A 23603-nucleotide genomic window follows, 5' to 3' on the forward strand; every position below is an offset into this window, starting at 1 on the left:
TGTTTGTGAATTACTAGCGGCGCAGGAAATAGTCATTAACAGGAGTTGCTTTCCATGTTGTCTTTTCGTAATACCCCGTCCGTCACGGTTGTCGATAATCGTGGCTTGGTTGTACGCACTATCGATTATTACCGTCAGCCAGATAAACCTGAGGTGACGGACGAACGTATCACCCATCACCAACACGACGCCCGAGGCGTCCTGGCACGCAGTGCCGATTCTCGGCTGGCGATGGCTGGCCGGGCAAACTTCACCTATCTGTCGGACCTCGCCGGGACGGCCTTGCGCACCCGCAGTGTCGATGCGGGCACTTCGATAACCCTCAGGGATGCCGCCGGGCGCCCTTTCATGGAGGTGGCTCAGATTGCTACCGACGAAGGGGGTAACGACGACCTGAGCCAGGCGGTTACCCGTACCTGGCAGTACGAGGCCCCGTCCCAGGCCGGCCGACCGCTGGGCGTGACGGAGCAGGTGGCCGACAGCGAGGCGCGGATTGCCGAGCGGTTCGTCTGGGCACCGGTTACGCAACAGGCACGGGACCATAATCTGCTCGGGCAGGTGACCCGCCATTACGACCCGGCGGGGCTGGTGCAGGCGAACAGCGTTGCCCTGACGGGTGTGCCGATCTCAACGACCCGGCAGCTGCTCAAGGATGCCGACCATCCTGATATCGCCGCCGACTGGCGGGGCGAAGAGGCGGCGGAATGGGACACTCGACTGGCCTCCGAGGCCTATACGACCCAGACCACGGCAGACGCCACGGGCGCGATGCTGACGACCCTGGATGCCGCAGGCAACCTGCAACGGGTGGCCTACGACGTGGCCGGCCAGCTCAGTGGCAGCTGGTTGACGATCGCGGGCAAGGCCGAGCAGGCCATCGTCCGGTCCGTAAGTTATGCCGCCGCCGGACAGAAGCTGCGCGAGGTGCATGGCAACGGTGTGGTGACCACCTACACCTACGAGCCCGACACCCAGCGCCTGTCGTCGATCAAGACCGAGCGCCAGGGCACTGGCGCGAAGGTGCTGCAGGAACTGCGCTATGCCTACGACCCGGTGGGCAATGTGCTGAAGATCCGCAACGACGCCGAGGCCACCCGCTTTTGGCGCAACCAGAAAGTGGTGCCGGAAAACACCTACAGCTACGACAGCCTCTACCAACTGGCCAGTGCCACGGGCCGCGAAATGGCCAACGCCGGCCAACCAGGTCGCCACCTCCCGCACGTCACCCCCTTCGACAGCACCACCTACACTCCATACACCCGCACGTACCGCTACGACACCGCAGGCAACCTGCTGCAGATCCGCCACAGCGCCCCTGCCACGAACCACAACTACACCACCGACATCATCGTCAGCGACCGCAGCAACCGGGCCGTGCTGAGTACGCTGGCCCAGGACCCGTCGGCTGTCGAGGCACTGTTCACTCCGGGCGGGCAGCAGGCCGTGCTGTTGCCGGGGCAACCCCTGGCCTGGACCATGCGTGCCGAGCTCGAGCAGGTCGTGTCGGTGAAGCGCGAAGGTGCTACGGACGACCGCGAAAGCTACCGTTATGACAGCCGTAGCCAGCGCGTGCTGAAAGCCAGCACCCAGCGAACAGCCCGCAGCACCCAGGCCCAGCGGGTGACTTACCTGCCAGGGCTGGAGCTGCGTACCCACACCAACGGCAACACACTCACCCAGGACCTGCAGGTGATGACGGTCGGGCAGGCCGGTCGTGCGCAAGTGCGGGTACTGCACTGGGCGGCAGGAAAACCCGACGACCTACCGAACGACCAACTGCGCTACAGCTACGACAACCTGCTGGGCAGCAGCGCACTGGAAGTCGATGGCGCCGGCAACCTGATCAGCCAGGAAGAGTACTACCCCTTTGGCGGCACGGCGGTATGGGTTGCGCGTAATGAAATCGAGGCGAGTTACAAGACCGTGCGCTATTCAGGCAAGGAGCGAGATGCCACAGGCCTGTACTACTACGGCTATCGCTATTACCAGCCTTGGGCGGGGCGCTGGTTGAGCGCGGATCCGGCCGGTACGGTGGACGGGTTGAATCTGTTCAAGATGGTGGGCAATAACCCATCGACTCTTATAGATGAGCGCGGCTTGACGAAGAAGAACACGAACCAGCGGCCCGATCATGGTCAACAAAGCGCGACGCCGCAGCCGCCTGTGCAACAGCCCGCCACTACGAATTTCAGACCCTGGCGCTACGCCTTGGATTACCAGAAGTCTCTGCCAACACCTCACACTGCCAAAACGTTGGATAACACAGAGCAAAGAACGGACGCGGTACGCCCCACCTCGCTTGAGCCAGGCCAGTCGCGCTTCAGAAACGTAACAAGTAGCGCTGGCAAGCAACCCGATCTTCAGGCCCCCCCTGTCGTTGTCATGCGTAATGGTACCGACGTGTCGATACCCAGCGACCCCGTCACTGCGGGCGGACTACTGTCCAGGTTCGCCAAAACCGCAATGAACTCGCTGATACCTGGATCTCGGCCGATGCGACCCGAGGAAGTGCCGAACCGTCATGAGCTCGCGTTGCAGATTGACTCCAATAGCGCACTTGAAACGTTCACGTCCGCCGTAGCCATGGTCAATAATAATTTGGCGAGTAACGATGCCCGCGATATTTCCCCGACCAAGCGCGATCAATACGTTCAACTTACGCGAGCAGTTCAGAAGGGTGAAATCAGTAATGCAACAGCGTTCCTCTCGTCGAGTTTTGGTTGGCTATTCGATGAATCTCCCCTCGAGGATCGTGTGATAGGGGCGCTTTTCAATTTCGGCGGGGCAATGGTCGCCGCTGGCCAGCAAGCGGCTGACATGAGGAACGGCAAGGCATTGCGCTCCACGTGATAACAGGCGCTGACCTATAGGCCCGCGTTCAGGCCAACGCATATCTATATGGTCATGCGGGCCCCTTGTAATGATTTTTCCGGGCCGCACATTTTAGTCCGCTCGGACGTAGTACTCGATGGTCGCGATTTCTATGGTCTCCCCACCGGCGGCATCCCGCCCCCACGGAGACCATCATGGCCATCGACCCCACCGAGCAGGTATGCAGCGGCGCAACCTGGAACCATTTCTGCGAGCAGTTAAGGCGCAGCGGCGAGCAGATCCTGCGCGCCGAGGCGCCTGCCGATGCGCAGACCCGTGCCGAGGGCTTTCGCTACCTCACGCGCCTGCTGCGTATCGCCCTGGAAATGCACCTGGAGTTCGCCGACCCGGACTTCCCAGGCTTCATCACCCCCTCCCACGAAACCGCCAAGATCGGCGCCGACAACCCGGATAACCTGTACCGCTATGCTCGCCTGAACGGTGCCCAGCGCTATCGGGTCAGCGGACAGCGCGGCAGCGTCGCCTATTTGAGCTTCGGGACCCAGAAGGGCGGCTACGAGACCAACGGCAAAATGATCCAGACCGGCTTCATCGATGCCAGCCAGTTGCAGCTGGACGCCGATGGCACCTTCGAGATCATCCTCAGCCAGCACCCGCAGGGCACAGGCAATTGGTTGCGCCTGGAGCCGGAAAGCAACGCCCTGATCGTGCGCCAGACCTTCCTCGATCGCACCACCGAGCAACCGGCACAGATGCGTATCGAACGCCTGGATGCCGACCAGGCTCCACCGCCCCTGGACCCGGCCTTGTTGCAGCAAGGCCTGCAACGCGCCGCCTCGTTCGTCGAGAACACCGCGCGCCTGTTCGCTGACTGGGCCCAGGGCTACCAGGCCCATGCCAACCAACTGCCGCCGGCTGATCAGCCACTGTGCCAATCGGTGGGCGGCGACCCGAACATCTTCTACTACCACTCCTACTGGGCCCTGGCCGACGACGAAGCTTTGCTGATCGAGGTGGAGCAGGTACCCGATTGCGATTTCTGGAACCTGCAGATCAACAACTACTGGATGGAGTCGTTGGACTACCGCTACCACCGCATCTGTCTGAACAAACATTCAGCGCAACTGGACGCCGACGGCGGTTTGCGCATGGTGCTCAGCGCCCGCGACCCAGGCCTTGCGAACTGGCTGGAAACCGCCGGCCACCCCCACGGCACCCTGTGCCTGCGCTGGGTCGGCGCGAAAACCCCAGTACATCCCAGCACCCGTGTCGTGAAGCTACATGAACTCGAGGAGCTTGCCTGATGATCAGTGAATTCGCCCCAGAACGCCTGATGGCCGAGGCCAGTGCCCGTGCCGGTGGCCTGCAGGACTTTGGCCCGGGCAACTTCCGTGAAGGCCTGGCGGTGTTGGCCGAGGCGCTGGAGCACGAGGCCCGGTTGTCCGTGGCCGGGCGGGGGATGCTGCGTGAAAAGTTGCTGGCGCAACTGGTCAACCGCCTGGTCGTGGAAGACCATTGCACGCGTTACCCGCAGATCCTCGAGCAGCCCATCGACGACCCCTTGGTGATCGTCGGCCTGCCGCGCACCGGCACCACCTTGTTGCAACGTACCCTGGCGGTCGACCCGCAGTTCAACAAGGCCCTGTGGTGGGAGACCCGCTACCCGGCGCCACTGCCCGGCGAAGACCCCGCCCGCCCCGAGGCGCGCATTCTGAAGGCGCGCGCCGAAGTGGCGTCGATGGTCGAGTTCCTGCCGCAGTTGCTGGCCATCCACCCGCTGGACGCCGAGCAGGCCGACGAAGAGTTCATGTTGATGGAGCACAGCTTCCTGTGCGCCATGGACTCCTACGTCAACGTGCCCAGCTACACCGCCTGGCTCGACCGTCAGGACCAGACCCAGGTCTACCACTACCTCAAACGCTGCCTGCAGTTCCTGCAATGGCAGCAGCGGCTGCGGGGCGTCGCCCCAGGCCGGCGCTGGTTGCTCAAGAGCCCGCAGCACCTGCATGCCCTGGAGCTTTTGTTCAAGGTGTTCCCCGGCGCCCAGGTGATCCTCACCCACCGCGAGCCGGCCAGCACCATCCCGTCGTTGGCCAGCTTCATCCATACCCTGTGGCAGCTGTACAGCGACCATGCCGACGCCGAGGCTGTGGGCGAGCAGTGGAACCGCCGCATGGCGCGTGCCATGCGCCATGCCATGGCCGTGCGCGAAACCCTGCCCGAAGCACGGGTGCTGGATATCCATTTCGAGGACACCGTGGGCCAGCCGTTGGCGGTGGTCGAACGCATCTACCGGTTCGCCGGCCTGCAGCTGAGCGCCACGGTACGTGACGCGATCGTTCGTTGGCTGGCCGACAATGGCCGCGAAAAGCGCGCCAGCCACCAGTACAGCCCTGAGCGCTTTGGCCTGAGCGAGGCCATCCTGCAGCGCGACTACGCCGAATACCGTTCCCGTCACCTGCGGGCCAATGCCTGACACAACAACAAGAAGGAACCCACCATGCTATTGCAAGACAAGGTCGTGATGATCTCCGGGATAGGCCCGGGCCTGGGTATCAAGCTGGCCCTGGAGGCGGCGCGCCAAGGCGCTCGCGCCCTGGCCATCGGCGCCCGCAGCGCCGAGCGGCTGGAGCAGGCCCGCGCCCGTATTCTCGCCTTGGGCCATGAGTGCCAGGTGTTGTGTGTGCCGACCGACATCACCGACAGCGAGGCCTGTGCGCAGTTCGCCAAGGCTGCCGTGGAGGCGTTCGGGCGCATCGATGCACTGGTCAACAGCGCCTTTTCCCATGGCGGCTTCCAGGCTGTGGACGAGGCCGACAATGGGCCGCTGCGCGAGGCCCTGGAGGTCAACCTGCTGGGTTCGCTGAACATGTCGCGGGCGGTGTTGCCGGCCATGCGCGAACAGGGCGAGGGCGCCATCGTGATGATCAACACCCTGGGCGTGCGCAAGCCCTACCAGGGTGGCGCCGCCTATTCGGCATCCAAGGCTGCGCTGGCTGCCAGCGTGCGCTACCTGGCCAGCGAACAGGCGGTACACGGCATCCGCGTCAACGCCCTGGCCTGTGGCTGGATGTGGGGCGAGCCGGTACAGGCCGTGGTGCGCCAGAGCGCCGAAGCCCGGGGCATCAGCGAGGCGCAGGCCAAGGCCGAGTTCAGCGCGGGCATCCCCGGTGGGCGCATGCGTACCGACGATGAATGCGCCCGTGCGGCGCTGTTCCTGGCATCGGATTACGCCAGCGCGATCAACGGTGCGCAGCTCGATGCCAATGGCGGCGAACTGATGAACTGAGGGCAACGCCATGATCGATCATTGTGCTTTCAATGGCGACGCCGACGGCCTGTGCGCCCTGCAGCAACTGCGCCTGGCCGGTGAGCTCGACCCGGCGGTACGTCTGGTCAGCGGGGTCAAGCGCGACATCGCACTGCTGCGACGGGTCCAGGCCGGGCCTGGCGACCGAGTGACCGTACTGGACATTGCCCACGAACAGAACCGCGAAGATGTCCAGCGCCTGCTCGCCGATGGTGCCCAGGTGCGCTACTTCGACCACCACTATCCGGGTGAACTGCCCCAGCATCCAGCCTTCGAGGCGCACATCGACACTGCCGCGCACGTGTGCACCAGCCTGCTGGTCGATGCCTGGTTGCAGGGCAGGGCGCACCGTTGGGCGGTGGTCGCGGCGTTTGGCGATGGCATGCCGGGGCCGGCCAGGGCCCTGGCCGAGCGCCATGGCTTGGTCGAGGCGGATGTCGCGGCCCTGGCGGAGCTGGGCCGGTTACTCAATTACAACGCCTATGGCGACAGCCTTGCCGATTTGCATGTCGAACCGCTGCTCCTGGCCGAGCAATTGCGTCCCTATGCCGACCCGTTGGACTTCGTGCGCAGCAGCGAGTGTTTCGCGGTGTTGCGCGCAGGCTATGCGGCCGACATGGCCGCCGCCCAGGGGTTGTCGCCTTGGCGCGAGGGAGCCGGCATGCGCCTGTACCGCCTGCCGGCACAGGCGTGGGCCCGTCGGGTCAGCGGCGTGCTGGCCAACGACCTTGCCGCTGCCGCGCCTGGGCGTGCACTGGGGATGTTGAGTGCCAAGCCCGATGGCGATTGGATGTTCAGCCTGCGGGTGCCGGAAGGTGCGGTGTGGTCGGCCGATGCATTCTGCCGGCAGTTCCCTGGCGGTGGTGGGCGGGTTCGTGCCGCTGGCATCAATCGGCTGGGCGTGGAGCAACTGCCTGAGCTGGCGGATCGGTTGGTGGCGTGTTACCCCGGTTGAGCCAGGCTTTGGGCGTAAAGCCCTTGAAACAAGAACGCCCCGGGCCGGCAAGCCTGGGGCGTTTTTATTCGGTTGGGCGATCGCTTGGAAATTGCCGGAGGGCTGCAACGCAGCCCGAGGCGCTCAAGATAAAAGAAAGCCCCCGGCTTTTTGGGCCGGGGGCTTGGCGTGGGAGGTTTAGCGCGTACCCAGCTTACGCAGGTTGCCCGGGGTGAACTCGTCGGGCCCGAAGTTGCTGGCGTTGAGCTTGGCCGGCTTCTGGTCGTCGAGCAGGCGGTCAACCATATAGGAGCCTGCGATCAAGTCGTGGTACAGCCCCAGGCGTGCATGGAAGCGCTGGATGTCATAGGCATACACCGACGTCTGCATGTTGGTGCGCCACAGCTGGCCACGGGAGTCGTAGTTGTCCGCCAGGGTCGCAGCCCAGCTGTCCTCGTCGATGTAGAACATGCGCTTGGCATAGATATGTCGGGCGCTCGGCTTGAGGGTTGCCTGCAGCACCCAGACACGGTGCTTCTCGTAGCGCATCAGGTCCGGGTTGATGTGGCCGGCGGCATTGATGATTTCGGCCTGGGTCACGTTCGGGCTGTCGATCTTGTAGTTGTTGTAGGGGATGTAGACCTCTTTCTTGCCGACGATCTTCCAGTCGTAACGGTCGGTCGCACCGTTGAACAGGCGGTCTTCGTCATAGACGCGGAAACCACCGGCGCCGGTCGGGGAGTCATAGCCCACCGTCGGCGCACGGCGCACACGGCGCTGGCCAGGGGTGTACTGCCAGGCTTGGCGCGGCTGGGCAGCTGCGTTGATGAACTCATGGCCGACCACGATCTCGCCTTTCTTGCGCACCGGCTCCAGCGTGGTGAGCAGGAAGTCGGTGAACACGCCGTTGGTGCTCTGCGCGTTTTGCTTGGGGTCCGACCACAGTGAGTAGATCTTGTAGTTGACCTTCTCCAACACACGGTTGTTGTCGGCGTACACCACCACCTGGTTGTAGTTGGCCTCCTCGGTGATCGCGCGTGCCTGCATGGTGTGGTTGAGGATCAACTCGTTGCCGTTCTTGGGCACCGGGAACGGCGAAGCGCCGAAGGCATCCAGGGCATCGTTGCCATCGCTGCTGAGCTTGGCGGTCTGGGCGTTGCGGGCGATGGCCGCCTCGGTCTGTGGGTCGACGCGGAAATCCCGGTGGCTGGGGTAGACCGGCATCTTGAACGAGTTCGGGTAGCGCTTGAACAGCGCCTTCTGGCCATCGGTGAGGTTGGCGGCGTACTGCTCCATGTTCTGGGCGGTGATGACGAACAGCGGCTTTTCGTCGGCATACGGGTCCGGGTAGGGCGTGCCGGGGCCGGCGAACTTCACCTGGGGCGGGGTGCCGCGCCATTTGCCGGTCCAGGCCGGGATGCTGCCGTCGGCGTTGCCGGCACGCTCGGCGCCCATCGGGGTCAGGTCCGGACCCAGGGTCGTGGCGTCAGTGCCACTGACATTGGCCTGCAGGGCCAGGCTGCTGCCGAGCAGGGCGATCGCGAGCGTGGTACGCAACCAGGGATGCTTGAGATCAGACATTTCGGTGATCCTCCGTCAGGGCTTTAGAAGCGGTACTTGAAGTTGAGCGCGATGTTGTCGCGGTCGGCCCAGGGCGAGTTGTTGGCATTGCCCAGGTACGCGCTGTACAGCGCCTCGACCGTGAAGTTGCCGAGGTAGCGCCAGGTGGTGCCGATGCTGGCGCGGTCGTCGCCCTGGCCGTAATTGATCGAGCCGGTCAGGGCGCTGTCGTGCTGGGCGGCGGTGCTGAAGTTGATCGGCACCGACATGTCCCAGCCACTGAACACGTCGTTGTAGTCAAGGTTGACCTGCACCGTGTAGCCCCAGGCATCACGGTCGCCCACCAGCGAGTCGGTGCCGGGCAGGGAGAAGCCGGGCGCCAGGGTCAGCGGGTCGGAGGTGTCGTTGGTGAGCACGGTGTTGTAGATCAGCTCGCCGGTCAGGGTGGTGTTGTCGGCGAAGGCGCTGGGGCCGAACACATGGATCGCCGACACCTGTGCCTGCAAGGTCTCGGCCCTGACGGCGCTGGAGAAGCCGTTGTCGACCATCACCGGCTGGCCATCGCGGTAGCTCACTTCCCCGGCCAGGCTGGTGTCGCCCAGCACGGTGGCGAAGCTCACGCCGTACAGGTCGATGTTGTCGAAATAGCGGGCGCGGTAGAAGCCCAGGTCGCTCTGGAAGTCCAGGGTCGGGGTCTTGTCGTGGTAGCGCACGTAGTACAGGCCGAACTCGGTGTTGTTCAGCGAGGCCGCGCTGTAGCGCAGCGCCAGGCCGTACTGGCCGCTGTCGCTGGGCTCGTCGTCCTTCAGGCGCTTGACGAAGCCGCTGGCGTCGCTGTAGCCGCCGCGGTCTATGAAGTCGGTGGTGGAGAAGTAGCTACCCACGCCGAACAGGTCGGTCTTCTCCCACTTGTACTGGTAGTAGGCCTCCACATCCAGCTCGTCGGTGAGGCTCAGCTGGCCGAAGACCTGGCCCACCGGCAGCAGCACTTCCTTGACCTCCACACCCGGGGTGGTCGCCTTGGTCGCATCCACCGGGCTCTGCGCGCCGGAGACGCCGGGGTAGAACAGGCTTTCACCCCAGCTCACCACCTGGTCGCCCACGCGCAGGTTCAGGTTGTGCCCGGCCATGTCCCAGGTGCCGTAGGCATAGGCATCGAGCAGGCGCAGGTCGTCGCGGTGCTGGTCGATGGTGTCCTTGGAGAAGCGGTCGGGGCGGCTGCACACGCCGCTGGCGAAGCAGTTGGAGGTACCGGTGTCGTTGTCGTTGCCACGGTCATAGACGCGGTCATAGAAGCCCGAGGCGCGCATGAACAGGCCATAGTTCTCGCGCCAGTGCAGGTTGGCCTCGGTAAGGAAGCCCACCCGGTCGGTGATCAGGCTGCCCCGGTCGAATGCGTTGTCACCGTCGTTGCCATCGGCGTTGGCCACCAGCTTGTGGTCGCGCTTCTCGGTACGCCAGGCAAGGCTGTAGGTCAGGGTGGTATCCCAGTCCACGCTCAGGTCGTCGCTGGGCTGGAAGGACAAGGCACTGGCCTGCTGGCTGAGGCCGCCGGCCAACAGCAACAGGGAAAGGCGCACGTACGTGTTAAGGGGTTGGGGGGCGATTGTTGTTTTTATCATTGTCGTCCTCATGCGCGGGCATTACCTGCCCGACCGACGTTCCGGTTTTGGGAGGTGGAGCAGGGCCGACTATGGGACGCCGCCCAGGCAGCAACATCGTCCAAGTGGACTACGCGTAGCAGCCCCTGACCCGGTAGTCCCATTGGACGATGCCGGGTCACAGGGGGCGCCGGACAATCCCCAGGCCCATGCCCCGGCCGCCTTTTCGGCGTGGGCCGTGGTTGTCTGCCCCGAGGGAGGTCCGCATGATCAGGTGGGACGAATGTTGCGATGTGCTGGTGATCGGGTCGGGGGCCGGCGGCATGACCGCCGCCCTACGTGCCCATGACCTGGGCCTCGATACGCTGTTGATCGAGAAGAGCGAGCAGTATGGCGGTACGTCGGCCGTCTCCGGCGGCGGTATCTGGATTCCCGACAACCACCGCATCCGCGCCCTGGGCGGTGAAGACTGCCCGGCCGAGGCGGTGGCCTACCTCAAGGCGGCCACTCACGGCGAGATCGACGATGGGCGGATCGAGGCCTATGTCGAGCATGCCAGGCACATGGTCGAGTACCTCGAACGCGACACCCGCGTGCGCTTCGAAGCCCAGGCCCAGTACACCGACTACTACCCCGACCTGCCGGGCGGCAAGCCCGGCTACCGCTCCATGGACCCGCTGCCGTTCGACGCCGCCGCCCTGGGCGAGGAGTTCCTGCGCATGCGCGCGCCATCGCCCGGCACCCTGATGATGGGCCGCATGGCCATGACCATGAAGGAAGCTCGAGTGCTGCTATGCCGCGGCAAGGGCTGGCTGGGCCTGACTGCCAAGGTGCTGTGGCGCTACTGGCGTGACCGGGAAGGGCGCAAGCTGTCGCGGCGTGACCGCTTCCTGACCCTGGGCAACGCCCTGGTCGGTGCCCTGCGCTGCTCCCTGCTCGACCGTGGTGTGCCGCTGTGGCTGAACTGCCCGCTCGAGCAATTGCTGATCGTCGGTGAACGTATCGGCGGTGCCCGCGTGCTGCGTGACGGGCAATGGCTGAACATCAAGGCCCGCCAAGGTGTGATCATCGCCGCCGGCGGGTTCGAGCGTAACCAGGCGATGCGCTCGCAGTACCACCCGCAACCCTCCCAGGCCCAGTGGAGCGCAACGCCACCGTGCAACACCGGCGATGGCATCCGCGCCGCCCAGGCCGTAGGGGCGGGTACGGCACTGATGGGGCACAGCTGGTGGGCGCCTACGGTGCAGGTGCCGGGCGAGGAAAAACAGCGCGCGCTGTTCATCGAGCGCAACCTGCCTGGCTGCATTCTGGTCGATTCGGCCGGCGAGCGTTTCGTCAACGAAGGGGCGCCCTACAGCGACATCGTCTACGCCATGTACCGGCACAATCGCGAAGGCGCCACCAGCGTGCCGTGCTGGCTGGTGTTCGATGCCGACTACCGGCGCAAGTACCCCTGCGGCCCGTTGCTGCCAGGTTATGCCCAACCCGACTGGCGCCTGCCCGAGCACCTGCGCAAGGTGTTGTACAAGGCCGACGACCTCGGTGCCCTGGCGGCGCTGATCGGGGTCGACGGTGCGGGCCTTGGCCGCACCGTGGCGCGCTTCAACGCCATGGCTGCCTGTGGCCGCGACGATGACTTCGGCAAGGGCGAGTCGCTGTTCGACCGCTACTACGGCGACCCCAGCGTGCAACCCAACCCGTGCCTGGCGCCGCTGCACAAGGCGCCGTTCTACGCGGTGCGGGTGGATGCCGGTGACATCGGCACCAAGGGCGGCCTGCTCACCAACGCCCATGCCCAGGTGTTGCACGAGGATGGCAAGCCGATCCTGGGCCTGTATGCCATCGGCAACAGCGCCGCGTCGATGATGGGTCGTACCTACCCTGGGGCCGGTGCCACCTTGGGCCCTGCCATGACCTTTGGTTACCTGGCGGCCGAGCATATCCGTGCCGACAGCCAACAACGCCAGGGGCCATCGACCCTGGCCCTCACCGGGAGGTAAGCATGCAGACAGATACGCCACAGATTGCCCTGGTAACCGGCGCCAGCCGAGGGGTCGGGCGCGGTATCGCCCTGGCCCTGGGCGAGGCCGGCATGACCGTGTATGTCACCGGAAGGCTGCAAGGGCAGGGCGGTTCAACCCTCTATGGCCAGGCGTTGGAAGGCGACCTGCAGGGCACCGCCGCCGCTATCGACGCAGCCGGCGGGCGTGGTATCGCCGTGGCCTGCGATCACGGTGACGATGAGCAGGTCCGCGCGCTGTTCGCGCGCATCGACCGCGAATACGGGAAGCTGGACCTGCTGGTGAACAACGTCGCCCATATCCACGACCAGTTGATCGAGCCGGGCCCGTTCTGGGAAAAGCCCCTGTCGCTGGTGCGCATCCTCGATGTCGGCCTGCGCTCGGCCTATGTCGCCAGCTACCACGCGGCGCCCCTGCTGCTGCGCAGCGGGCGCGCGCTGGTGTGCTTCACTTCGTCGTTCGGTGCCGGCTGCTACATGCATGGCCCGGCCTATGGTGCGCAGAAGGCCGGCAGCGACAAGCTGGCGGCGGACATGGCCATCGACTTCGAAGGGCGAGGGGTCGCCGCGGTGTCGCTGTGGCTGGGCCCGCAACTGACCGAACGCACGCGCATCGCCGGCGAGCAGCATGGCGAGCAGTACCGGGCGTTCCTGGAAAATGCCGAGACGCCGCAGTTCAACGGGCGCGTGATTCATGCCTTGCTCAACGATCCGCAATTGGCCGACTACAGCGGGCAGACGCTGATCACCGCCGAGATCGCCCCGCGCTATGGCATCACCGAGGCGGGCGGGCGTCAGCCGCCATCGCACCGGGCCATGCTGGGTGAGCCACGCCAGCAGCATCCGGCACGGGTTATCTAGCCGGGGCTGCCTTGCAGCCCTTTCGCGGCACAAGGCCGCTCCTACAAGGTATCGCGCTGTCCCTGTAGGAGCGGCCTTGTGCCGCGAAGCGCCCCCAGCCATTCACGCCAGTTCGCGCAACACCTGCTTGGCCACCTTCCCGGTGGCATTGAGCGGCATGCGGTCGAGCACTCGAACCCGCCGCGGTACCTTGTAGTTGGCCATCTGCTCACGGCACCAGGCCAGGAATACCGCCTCGTCGATACGCTGCCCCGGCACCGGCAACAGAAACGCCATGGCCACTTCGCCCAGGCGCTCGTCGGCAATCCCGATCACCGCCGCCTGGGCCACGCCCGGGTAGCGCACCAGCGTCTGCTCGATCTCCGCGGGGTACACGTTGAACCCACCGGTGATGAACATGTCCTTCAGGCGATCGGTGATGCGCAGGTAGCCGCCTTCATCGAGCACGCCCACGTCCCCGGTATGCAACCACCCCTGGGCGTCGATCGCCTCGGCGGTGGCCTTCGGGTCGTCCAGGTAGCCGCGCATCAGGTTGTAGCCGCGTACCAGCACTTCGCCCGGCTGGTTGGCCGGCACTGGCTGCCCCTGCGAGTCGACGCAGCGCACTTCCACGTCCGGCATGGCTCGCCCGCAGGTGGTGGCCACCCGCTCGGCGCTGTCGCCGGCACGGCAGATGGTGACGAAGCCACAGGCCTCGGTCAGGCCATAGGCGGTGACGATGGTGGCGAAGCCCAGCTCGCTGCCCATGCGCCGGATCATCTCCACCGGGATCGATGCCGCGCCGGTCACGGCGATACGCAGGGAGCCCAGGTCATAGTCGCCGCGCCGGGGGTGGGCCAGCAGCGACTGGTACAAGGTAGGCGGGCCGGGCAGCACGTTGATGCGTTCGCGCTGGATGCAGTCGAGCAGGGCCTGGGTGTCGAACACCTGCTGCGGCAGGAGGGTGCACCCGCGCATCAGCGCTGCCACCCAGCCGGCCTTGTAGCCAAAGGAATGGAAGAACGGGTTGACGATCAGGTAGCGGTCCCCGGCCTGCAGCCCGACGATCGCGCTCCAGTCGCGCACCACCTGCAGGTTCTGGCCATGGCTGCTCATCACGCCCTTGGGCTTGCCCGAGGTGCCGGAGGTGAACAGCAGGTCCGACAGGGTATCGCCGTTCACCTGCTGTTCACGCTCGGCCAGCTGGGCCTCGCTCACCAGCTCCGCGAGGGCGAGGAAGTCGTCCCAGGCCAGGCCGTCGGCCACCTCGCCCTGGGGGCGCAGGTGGATCACCTGACGCAGCGCTGGCAGCGCCTGGTCGGCGAGCGAGGCCGGGTAGTCGGTGTCGAGGAAGCGGCTGATGCAGAACAGTACGCACGTGCCGCTGTCACGCAGCACCTGGGCCGCCTCGGCGCCTTTCATGCGGGTATTGAGCGGCACCAGGGTAGCGCCGACACTGTGTAGGGCACCGGTGGCGACGATCCATTCCCAAAGGTTGGGCGCCCACACCGCCACCCGCGCCGCCACCGGCACGTCCAGGGCCAGCAGGGCGCGCGCCGCCTGGCGGCGCAGCTGGTCCAGGCGCTGGTAGCTGATGGGCGGGCCGGCGTCTTCGATGGCCGGGCGCTCGCCATAGGCCTGGGCGGCCAGGGCGAACAGTTGCGGGAAGGTCTGGGCGTTTTCCACGGACGGCATGTGGCCTCCTCAGGCAGAGGATCGATGAACGAAGGGGAGAGCCGGGCACCGGCCCGGCCGAGTGGATCAGGCGCTGGGCGGGGCGAAGCGGCGGCCGGCGGAGAAGCCGCCATCCACGGCGATCATCTGCCCACTGACGAACGAGGCTTCGTCCGAGGCCAGGAACAGTGCGACATTGGCCACTTCCTCAGGCTGGCCGGAGCGGCTGAGCATGTGCTGCGAGGCGAAGAAGTCATGGAATGCCTGCTGTTCACGCACCATGCTGGTCATCGGCGTTTCGATCAGGCCGGGGCACAGGCCGTTGACGCGGATGTTGGCGTGGCCATAGTCGATGGCCATGCTGCGGGTCAGCTGGTTGATGCCGCCCTTGGAGACGTTGTAGGCGACGTTGCCGTCGCAGCCCTGCAGGCCGAAGATCGAGCCGATATTGATGATCGAGCCGCTGCGCTGTGCCTGCATCTGCCCCAGCACATGCTTGCTGGTGAGCATGCTGCCGGTCAGGTTGATGTCCAGCACCCGCTGCCAGTCGGCGGTGCTGGCGCTGGTGACGCTGCCCTGGCTGGCGACGCCGGCGGCATTGACCAACACGTCGAGGCGGCCGAAGCGCTGGATGACTTCGCTCATCACCTGCTGTACCTGCTCTTCGTTACGGACATCCAGGGTCATGAACAGGCCGGGGAAGTCCGCTGGCGGCTGGCCGACATCCAGCCCGACCACCTGGGCGCCTTCGGCGCTGAAACGACGCACGCAGGCCAGGCCGATGCCCGACGCACCGCCGGTGACCACTGCGACCTTGTTTTGCAAACGAGCCATATTCGAGCCTCTGTCTTTTATTGTTGTGGAGCTGTTGCTGTGGCGAGTCTACCTGTAATGCAGGACAGGCAGGATCGTCTGTAGGGACTAGGCCCGGCCGCACTGGTCCAATCGTGGGACAAGCCCCACAGTTTCAACGCGCCCTCTGTAGGAGCGGGCTTGCCCCGCGATTGGGCTGCAAAGCAGCCCCGCTCGACCTCAAGCCGGAAACTTCAACCGCACCCGCGCCCCTTGCGGATGCCCCTGGCACGCCAAGGTCCACCCGGCCTCCAACTCCGCCTTGCTGAGCACATCGTTACGCGAAAGCTGCGTCTGGCCTTCCTCCACGGTGCACATGCAGGCGCCGCAGAACCCTTCCTCGCACGAGAATGGCACATCCAGCCCGGCCGCCTTGCAGCTTTGCAGCAGGGTATCCCCTGGGCGTGGCACGATCTCGTGGGTCACGCCATCGAGCTCCACCACCAGCAGCTCGCACCCTGCACCCTCGACCTGTACCGGCACGGCTTCCTGGCTGTCCGGGTCGGGCGGTGAGACGAAGCGCTCCACATGGATGGCGTCACGCGCTTCGCCCAAGGCCAGCAGGGTACCTTCCACGGTATCCATGAATGGCCCCGGCCCGCAGATGAAGTAGTCCGCGCCGCGCCAGTGGCGTACCAGCTGGCGCACCTGGGCGGCATCGACGAAGCCCTGCACCGAGTCCAGCACATGCACCACCTGCAACTGTTCCGGGTGCGCCTTGGCAAGCGCGCGCAGCTCGTCGCGGAAGATCACCGAGGCTTCGTCGCGGTTGGCATACACCAGCAGCACCGGGCGCTGCCCGCTGTGCAGCACGGCCTTGAGCAAGGAGAACACCGGCGTGATGCCGGAGCCCCCGCCGAACAGCACCAGAGGCCGGCTGGCGTCGGCGGCCTGGCGCGGGTCGATGCAGAAGTGCCCGGCCGGCGGCAGCACTTCGAGCCAGTCGCCGACTTGCACGTGCTGGTTCATCCAGTTGGACACCCGGCCACCCTCGACCCGCTTGATGGTCACCTTGGGCCGGGTGTCGGTCCAGGGCGAGCTGGACATCGAGTAGCAGCGGGTCAAGCGCTTGCCGTCCACCGTCACCCGAAAGCTCAGGAACTGCCCCGGTTTGTAGGCGAAGCGCCCACGCAGCGCCTCAGGTACGTCGAACACCAGCGAGCGTGCGTCGGCGGTCTCGTCGATCACCGCGCACACCTGCAGGCGCAAGTCGCTGGCAGGGGATGCGCTGGCCTGGGCCTGGTCTGCAGCAGCCTGGATGTTCATGTCAGATGCCACTGATCAGTTGCGCGTTGTCCACCCGCAGCTCCGCGCCGTTGACGAAACGGGACTCGTCGCTGGCCAGGAAAAGCACCACATTGGCGATGTCGCGCGGGGCGCACATACGGTTCATCGGGTCTTGGTCGAGCAACGCCTGGGGAATCGGCTGGCCGCCGGCCAGGGCCTGGGTCATCGGCGTGTTGACGCCATCGGGGTGCACGCTGTTGCAGCGGATGCGGTAGCCCTGCTGCTTGCAGTGCAAGGCGATGGAGCGGGTCATGGCCGCTACCGCGCCCTTGGAGGCAGAGTAGGCGCAGAACATCGGCATGGCGCCCAGGGCAGCGACCGACGACATGTTGATGATCGAGCCGCCACCGGTCTTCTTCATGGCCTCGATGGCGTACTTGCACCCCAGGAAATAGCCCTCGCCGTTGACCTTCTGCACCTTCTGCCACAGCTCCAGGCTGGTGTCCTCGATGGTGCCGGTGGCCAGGATGGCGGCGTTGTTGACCAACACATCGAGGCGGCCGAAATGCGCCAGGGTGGTGGCGATCACCTGCTGCCAATCGCTTTCGCTGGCGATGTCGTGGCGAATGAACAGCGCGTTCTCGCCGATCTCGGCAGCGGCCTGGCGACCGGCGTGCTCGTTCAGGTCGGTGAGCACCACCCGGGCGCCCTCGCTGGCCAGCAGCAGGGCATCTTCGCGACCGATGCCGCTGGCGGCGCCGGTGACCAGGCAGACTTTGCCTTCTACACGTTGCATGGTTGTTCTCCTTGTGAGGCTCGGTGGCCGGCGGCCAGGCCGGCCACGTGGGCCGCGGCGCGCCGGCCGGAAAAGACGCAATCGGCCAGGGACAGGCCGGAAACGTAGAGGTTGGAAGCCACGCCCACGGCGCAGCGGCCGGCCGCGTACAGGCCCTCGATGGCTTGGTCTTGCGGGTCGAGTACCTGGCCGCTCTGCTCGCACACCCGCAACCCGCCCAGGGTCAGGGTCGGGCAGGGGTACAGGCGGCTGTCGTAGGACAGGTCCAGGCAGTACCAGGGGCCTTGGCCCAGATCATGGAGCATGGCCGGTGACTTGCCGTGCGGGTCGGCGATTTCGCCGCGCGCGGCGCGGTTGTAGACATCGACGCTGCGGCGCAGGGCCTCGACCGGCAGCCGGCAGCGCTGGGCCAGCTGCTCGAGGGTGTTGCCACGGCGGCAGTTGAACAGCAGGTTGAGCAGTACTGGCAGGCGCTGGAACGACCACACTTTGCCTGGCCCGACCTGCTGCAGCGCCTGGTTGCGCAAGCTGCGGTCGAGGATCAGCAAGGCGCGGCCGTCCTGCTCCTCGACCATGGCGTGGCCCAGGGTGGCGCCGTACAGCTCTTCGTTGCAGTAGCGCTCGCCCCGGGCATTGACGATCAGCCCGCGAGCCCAGGCCAGCGGCGGGTTGATGAAGCGCCAGGCGCTGACCTTGTCCATGCGTCCCAGGCTGCCGCCGGCGCTGCGGCCCAGCTCGATGCCGCTGCCGTCGCAGCCACTGCTGCCCAGGGGCAGGCCGTCGAGGTAGCGCGGCGCATGCTCGCCGAGCAGTTGGCGGTTGAACACGAAGCCGCCGCTGGCCAGCAGCACGCCGTGATCAGCACGCACCAGCAGGGGCAGGGCGTGTCGCTGTTCGATGCGGTGCATGCGTGCCCGCAACCGTGCGGACACCGCCGGGGCGTACATATGTACCGCCGCGGCCCAGCGCGTCAGGCGGGCATGCTGACGTGCGGCGCGGCTGCCCGCTGGCAGTTGCCAGGCTTCGACGCCTAGCACCTGGCCGTCCCGGTCGACCACCAGGCGCCGCACTTGGCACTGGGTACGCACACGTACGCCGCGGCGCCGCGCGCTGTCGGCCAAGGCACGGAACAGGGCCGAGCCGGACATGCCGGTGCCCTTGGTCCGATGGCCGCGGGGAGCCGGGGCGGCCTCTACGGCGTAGGCCGGTACTGCCTCGTTGCCTGAGTAATACAAGTAGTAGCTGTCGCTGGGGTAGGAAGTCTTGTGCGGCGCCATGCTGCCTTCGAACACCGCGCCCTGGCGCTCCAGCCAGGCCAGCTGCTCCAGGCTGCCATCGCAGAACGTACGCAGGGTCTGTTCGCTCACCGCATCGCCGACTTCCCTGAGCAGGTAGTCGAACATCGCCTCGCTGCTGTCCGGGTAGCCCGCCTGCAGCTGTTGCGGTGTGCCACCGCCGGCATACACCACGCCGCCGCTCAGGGCGGTGGCGCCACCGCCGGCGAAGCGCTCCAGGGCCAGCACCGAAAGGCCACGGCTGGCGGCCTCGATGGCGGCGCTGGCCCCGGCCCCGCCGAAGCCCACCACCACCAGGTCGGCGCGTTGCTGCCATTGCAACTGCTCGGCGTTGTCGACGCGAAGCGGTGCCTGCACCGCCTGCTCGCTCATGCTTGCGCCTCAGCTGGCACTGGCCGCGAGGGGCACAGGCTTGGCGGTGGTGGTGTAGTGCCCGTCCAGGTACACCAGCGGGGTGATGGTCGGCGTGGTGTGGATGCGCAGGATGCGGCCGATGAAGACGGTGTGGGTGCCGTAGGCGAACTGGCCGTCCTGGCGGCAGAGAATCGACGATTGAGCGTCGGCCAGGTAAGGGATGCCTTCGTCGCTGGTCAGCCATTGGCCTTGGCCGAAGCGGGCTTCACCCTTGATGCTGCCGCTGCACAGGTGCGCCAGGTGCTGCTGCTCCAGGCCCAGGATGTTCACGCAGAAACTCGCGCCGGCGGCCAGCGCCGCGTGGGGTGATGCGCTCTGGTTGACGCAGATCAGCAGTGACGGCGGCTCGGTGCTCAGCGAGTCCACCGCGGTGGCGGCCATGGCGTAACGCTGGCTGCCATCGCTGGTGCTGATGATGGTCACCGACTTGGCCAGGCGGCGCATGGCCTGGAGCATGTCGGCTTTCAAATTATTGTTGTCGTTCATCGCACGCCCTCGGTTTGGCTGTTTCAGTGCGATGGATTCTTGCAAGGGGGGCAAGCCCCAACATCGTCCAACGGGACTAGTCGATGCAGGCCGCGCATGGTCCGTTTGAGGGATGCCGCGCCCGATTCACCTTGTTGCAATGCCCACGGTGGAGGCACAGCGCCTCTCTCGCACGCCCCGGGGAACGGGGCGACCAGAGGAGAACAAGAAGATGAATCAAGACCTCATGCGTCAACAGTTGCGCCAGCGCGCCCGTGAGCTGGTGCCCGTGCTGCGCGAGCGCGCCGAACAGGCCGCGCAGATGGGCCGCTTGCCGGAGGAGACCATCGCCGACTTCCACGAGGCGGGCTTCTTCCGCATCCTCCAGCCGGCCCGTTGGCAGGGGTTGGAGCTCGAACCGAAGGACTTCTTCGAGGTGCAGATGATCCTCGCCGAAGGCTGCATGTCGTCGGCCTGGGTACTGGGCGTGGTGGCCATCCACAACTGGCAGCTGGCGCTGTTCGACGACCGCGCCGCGCAGGATGTCTGGGGGCAGGACACCAGCGTGTTGATCTCCTCTTCCTATATGCCGGTGGGCAAGGTCGAGCGGGTGGAGGGCGGTTTCCGCCTGAGTGGGCGCTGGGGGTTCTCCTCGGGCAGCAAGCATTGCCAATGGGCCTTCCTCGGCGCCATGGTGCCGCCGGCTGAGCCGGGCGGTGCGCCAGACTACCGCACCTTCCTGGTGCCGCGTGCCGACTACCAGATCATCGACAACTGGAACGTGATGGGCCTGGAGGCCACCGGCTCCCATGACGTGCTGGTCGAAGACGCCTTCGTGCCTGAGTACCGCACCCACCGCGCCGTCGATGGCTTCATGCAGGACAGCCCGGGCAATGCGGTCAACACCTCGCCGCTGTATCGCCTGCCGTTCGGGCAGATCTTCGTGCGCGCGGTGTCTTCGTCGGCCATCGGCGCCCTGCAGGGGGCGGTGGACCACTTCATCGCCCACAACAAGGCGCGGGTGGCGGTCAATGATGGCCGCAAGGTGCTCCAGGACCCGGCCGCGCAAAGCGCCCTGGCCAACGCCATGGTCTGTGTCGACGAATGCCGCACCGTGCTGCTGCGCAATTTCGAGCTGATGCTCGACAACGCCCGCAGCGGCACGCCGCTGGACATGCAACTGCGGGTGAAGATGCGCTACGACTCGGCGCTGGTGGCCGACCGCTGCGCCAAGGCAGTGGCTGAGCTGATGTTCAACAGTGGCGCCTCGACCATCTTCCGTAGCCACCCGATCAACCGGGCGTTCCGCGACATCCATACCGGTCGTGCCCACGTGGCCAACAGCCCGGCCAAGTACGCCTGGAACCTCGGTGGCGTGAGCATGGGCCAGGACACCACGGACTTCTTCCTCTAGGCCGCAGCCTGCTCACCGAAACCGGCTAGTCCGTTTTAGGGATTCGAGCCCACCTGCGATGCCTGAGGATGTGACCAAGGCCGGCGCGTGCCGGCCAACGTCCACAGAACAACAAGGAACGCACATGAAATTCTCGCTGATTTACGAAGCCCAGACGATCGATGCCAGCCGCGAGGGTGACCGCAAGATTTTCGATGACACCGTCGAGCAGGCGGTGCTGGCCGACAAGCTGGGCTTCGACACCTTCTGGTGCGTGGAGCACACCGCGTTGACCAATTACTCGCACATGTCTGCCCCGGAAACCATGCTGGCCTTCGTCGCCGGCAAGACCGAGCGCATCGGCATCGGCCATGGTGTGGTGTGCCTGCCACCGGCGATGAACCACCCGGTCAAGGTGGCCGAGCGCATCGCCACTCTCGACCTGCTGTCCAAGGGCCGCGTGCATTTCGGCGTGGGCAAGGGCGGCACCCAGCAGGAGGCCGGCACATTCGGCTACGACCTGGCGACCCTGCAGCCGCAGATCGACGAAGCCATGTACCTGATTCCGAAGATGTTCGTGCAGGACGAGATCGAGCACCACGGCGACTTCGTCAAGATCCCCAAGCGACCGATCCACCCCAAGCCGTACCAGGACCCGCACCCGCCGATGTACCTGGCCTGCACCAACACCGATTCGTTGAAGAACGCTGGCGGGCGTGGCATGGGCGCGCTGGTGTTGGGCTTCGGTGGCCCTGAAGAGATTGCCAAGAAGGTCGAGGTGTATCACCAGGCCTTCGACAACCGTGATGCCCGCAACCAGGTGGGCTTCCGCCCCAACCGCCACATCGCCGCGCTGTGCCCGGCCATCGTGCTGGACGACAACGAAACCGCGCGCCGCATCGGCATCCGTGGCCAGCGCTATTTCATGGAGTCGCTGGGCTACTGGTACGGCGGTGGTGAGCGCCCTGACCCGGAGAAGTGGAAGGACGACACCTACGTCGACGGCAACGGGCAGGCGGTGATCAAGTCGCGCTTCGCCTCCGAGGAAGTGCGCGTCGATTTCTCCGACCCGACCATGGCGATGATGAACCCCAACCACGCCTACGGCACCGTCGAGGATTGCATCGGTTACGTGCAGCGCCTGATCGATGCCGGCGCCGACGAGATCCTGTTCATCTGCCAGATGGGCACCGTGCCGCAGTGGGCCCAGCTGGAGACCCTGCGCAACATCGGCGAGAAGGTCATTCCGCATTTCCGCAACAAGCAATAACTCCAGGGGCGCTTTGCGCCCCAATCGCGGGACAAGCCCGCTCCTACAGGGACCTGCGTCACCCCTGTGGGAGCGGGCTTGTCCCGCGATTGGGCTGCATGGCAACCCCTTGGCCGGTAGTCCTATTGGACGATGACGCTCCACCGCCAACTGGCTTGAATACGACCATCCAAGAGCCCCAGCGGCTCGTGACAAGAACAACATGAGGAGATCGTGCATGGATATCCGTGGCCTGGGTTACGTCACCGTACGTTCCACCGACCTCGCGCAGTGGCGCCACTACGCCAGCCAGGTGCTGGGCATGATGGTGGTCGAGGACGAAAGCGGCGAACGCCTGTTCCTGAAGATGGACGAGCGCCCGTACCGCATCCTGGTGCAGCACAGCGCCCAGGACGGTTTCGGCGCCTGCGGCTGGGAAGTGGCCGGTCAGGCCGCTTTCGACCAGGCCGTGGCCGAACTGCACGCTGCTGGTGTGGCCGTGGAGCAGGGCAGCGCCGAGCAGGCCGCGTTGCGCCAGGTGCAGGCGCTGGCCCTGTTCGCCGACCCCGATGGCAATCGCCACGAGCTGTACTGGGGCCCGCGCCAGGACTTCGCCCGCTTCGTGTCCCCGGTGGGCGTGCGCGGCTTCGTCAGCGATGCCCTGGGCATGGGCCATGTGGTGCTGCCGGCACCGACCTTCGACCGTTGCCGCGACTTCTACGAACAGGTGATGGGCTTCGGCCTGTCGGACCTGATGAAAGTGCGTTTCACCCCGGATCCTGCCGAGCCGGAAAAGCGCATCCACTTCATGCACTGCAATAACGGCCGCCACCATTCGCTGGCGATCTTCGAATGCCCGGTGCCCAGTGGCTGCGTGCACATGATGGTCGAGGTCGATGGCCTGGAGGACGTGGGTCGCGCTCTGGACCGCATGCACGCCAATGGCGTGAAGCTCTCGGCCACCCTGGGCCAGCACACCAATGACCAGATGATTTCCTTCTACATGAAGACCCCCTCCGGGTTCGACCTGGAGTACGGCTGCGACGGCCTGGTGGTGGACTGGAGCCGCCATACACCGTTCGAGAGCACGGTGGTCAGCCAATGGGGCCACGACTTCAGTGTCGGCCGCCAGTGAGGACAG

The 23603-nt window shown here is 65.8% G+C and carries 18 protein-coding genes; 10 read left to right on the forward strand and 8 right to left on the reverse strand.

The annotated features are described in order from the left end of the window. The first annotated feature begins 54 nt into the window (after nucleotides 1-54). The 5 genes from AC1MHZ_RS13590 to AC1MHZ_RS13610 all read left to right on the forward strand — a co-directional run bounded on the left by AC1MHZ_RS13590 (nucleotide 55) and on the right by AC1MHZ_RS13610 (nucleotide 7097). Nucleotides 55-2850 (forward strand): RHS repeat-associated core domain-containing protein, encoded by a 2796-nt coding sequence (locus tag AC1MHZ_RS13590; protein WP_482966491.1) that lies wholly within the window; start codon nucleotides 55-57, stop codon nucleotides 2848-2850. 176 nt (nucleotides 2851-3026) lie between these two features. Continuing rightward, on the forward strand, nucleotides 3027-4136 hold the full coding sequence (locus AC1MHZ_RS13595; protein ID WP_482966492.1) for a DUF1214 domain-containing protein: 1110 nt from the start codon (nucleotides 3027-3029) through the stop codon (nucleotides 4134-4136). After that, a complete protein-coding gene (locus AC1MHZ_RS13600) occupies nucleotides 4136-5308 on the forward strand; it encodes a sulfotransferase family protein (RefSeq protein WP_084857924.1) in 1173 nt (390 codons plus the stop codon). Before AC1MHZ_RS13595 ends, AC1MHZ_RS13600 begins: the two co-directional genes overlap by 1 nt. 24 nt (nucleotides 5309-5332) lie before the next feature. Next, nucleotides 5333-6121 carry an SDR family oxidoreductase gene (locus tag AC1MHZ_RS13605; RefSeq protein WP_084857925.1) on the forward strand — a complete coding sequence of 263 codons (789 nt, stop codon included), beginning with the start codon at nucleotides 5333-5335 and terminating at the stop codon, nucleotides 6119-6121. Between the two features lie 10 nt (nucleotides 6122-6131). Further along, nucleotides 6132-7097 carry an acetyltransferase gene (locus AC1MHZ_RS13610; protein ID WP_084857926.1) on the forward strand — a complete coding sequence of 322 codons (966 nt, stop codon included), beginning with the start codon at nucleotides 6132-6134 and terminating at the stop codon, nucleotides 7095-7097. 177 nt (nucleotides 7098-7274) lie between these two features. Here AC1MHZ_RS13610 and AC1MHZ_RS13615 read toward each other — a convergent pair whose 3' ends face one another. Next, a complete protein-coding gene (locus AC1MHZ_RS13615; RefSeq protein ID WP_084857927.1) occupies nucleotides 7275-8657 on the reverse strand; it encodes a DUF1329 domain-containing protein in 1383 nt (460 codons plus the stop codon). A gap of 23 nt (nucleotides 8658-8680) precedes the next feature. Then, nucleotides 8681-10216 carry a DUF1302 domain-containing protein gene (locus AC1MHZ_RS13620; RefSeq protein ID WP_482966493.1) on the reverse strand — a complete coding sequence of 512 codons (1536 nt, stop codon included), beginning with the start codon at nucleotides 10214-10216 and terminating at the stop codon, nucleotides 8681-8683. A 287-nt stretch (nucleotides 10217-10503) separates the two neighbouring features. Here AC1MHZ_RS13620 and AC1MHZ_RS13625 point away from each other — a divergent pair, with 287 nt between their 5' ends. Continuing rightward, nucleotides 10504-12237, forward strand: coding sequence for an FAD-binding protein (locus tag AC1MHZ_RS13625; RefSeq protein WP_482966494.1), 1734 nt, complete (start codon nucleotides 10504-10506; stop codon nucleotides 12235-12237). 2 nt (nucleotides 12238-12239) lie between these two features. Further along, on the forward strand, nucleotides 12240-13118 hold the full coding sequence (locus tag AC1MHZ_RS13630; protein WP_084857930.1) for an SDR family NAD(P)-dependent oxidoreductase: 879 nt from the start codon (nucleotides 12240-12242) through the stop codon (nucleotides 13116-13118). Between the two features lie 102 nt (nucleotides 13119-13220). Here the strand turns inward: AC1MHZ_RS13630 and AC1MHZ_RS13635 are convergent, their stop codons facing one another. The 6 genes from AC1MHZ_RS13635 to AC1MHZ_RS13660 all read right to left on the reverse strand — a co-directional run bounded on the left by AC1MHZ_RS13635 (nucleotide 13221) and on the right by AC1MHZ_RS13660 (nucleotide 19841). Continuing rightward, nucleotides 13221-14792, reverse strand: coding sequence for a FadD3 family acyl-CoA ligase (locus AC1MHZ_RS13635; RefSeq protein WP_324813411.1), 1572 nt, complete (start codon nucleotides 14790-14792; stop codon nucleotides 13221-13223). Between the two features lie 66 nt (nucleotides 14793-14858). Further along, nucleotides 14859-15605, reverse strand: coding sequence for an SDR family NAD(P)-dependent oxidoreductase (locus AC1MHZ_RS13640; protein ID WP_084857932.1), 747 nt, complete (start codon nucleotides 15603-15605; stop codon nucleotides 14859-14861). Nucleotides 15606-15803: 198 nt separating this feature from the next. Beyond that, a complete protein-coding gene (locus AC1MHZ_RS13645; RefSeq protein WP_324813406.1) occupies nucleotides 15804-16889 on the reverse strand; it encodes a ferredoxin--NADP reductase in 1086 nt (361 codons plus the stop codon). A gap of 1 nt (nucleotide 16890) precedes the next feature. Beyond that, nucleotides 16891-17646: a glucose 1-dehydrogenase gene (locus tag AC1MHZ_RS13650; protein WP_084857934.1), complete on the reverse strand. Its 756-nt coding sequence runs from the start codon at nucleotides 17644-17646 to the stop codon at nucleotides 16891-16893. Then, nucleotides 17634-19313 (reverse strand): FAD-binding protein, encoded by a 1680-nt coding sequence (locus AC1MHZ_RS13655; protein WP_084857935.1) that lies wholly within the window; start codon nucleotides 19311-19313, stop codon nucleotides 17634-17636. The genes AC1MHZ_RS13650 and AC1MHZ_RS13655 overlap by 13 nt, the downstream gene beginning before the upstream one ends. Before the next feature lie 9 nt (nucleotides 19314-19322). Next, nucleotides 19323-19841, reverse strand: a complete 519-nt coding sequence (locus AC1MHZ_RS13660; protein ID WP_084857936.1) for a flavin reductase family protein — start codon at nucleotides 19839-19841, stop codon at nucleotides 19323-19325. 211 nt (nucleotides 19842-20052) lie between these two features. Here AC1MHZ_RS13660 and AC1MHZ_RS13665 point away from each other — a divergent pair, with 211 nt between their 5' ends. From AC1MHZ_RS13665 to AC1MHZ_RS13675, 3 genes are all read left to right on the forward strand, one after another. Beyond that, the gene (locus AC1MHZ_RS13665) at nucleotides 20053-21234 is read left to right on the forward strand and encodes a flavin-dependent monooxygenase (protein WP_084857937.1); all 1182 of its coding nucleotides are present in this window, start codon (nucleotides 20053-20055) and stop codon (nucleotides 21232-21234) included. Nucleotides 21235-21358: 124 nt separating this feature from the next. Further along, the gene (locus tag AC1MHZ_RS13670) at nucleotides 21359-22483 is read left to right on the forward strand and encodes an LLM class flavin-dependent oxidoreductase (protein ID WP_084857938.1); all 1125 of its coding nucleotides are present in this window, start codon (nucleotides 21359-21361) and stop codon (nucleotides 22481-22483) included. A 217-nt stretch (nucleotides 22484-22700) separates the two neighbouring features. Further along, entirely contained in the window at nucleotides 22701-23597 is an 897-nt protein-coding gene (locus tag AC1MHZ_RS13675) for a VOC family protein (protein ID WP_465002108.1), read from the forward strand. Nucleotides 23598-23603: the final 6 nt, after the last annotated feature.

This window comes from Pseudomonas sp. FA-1, assembly GCF_056856075.1.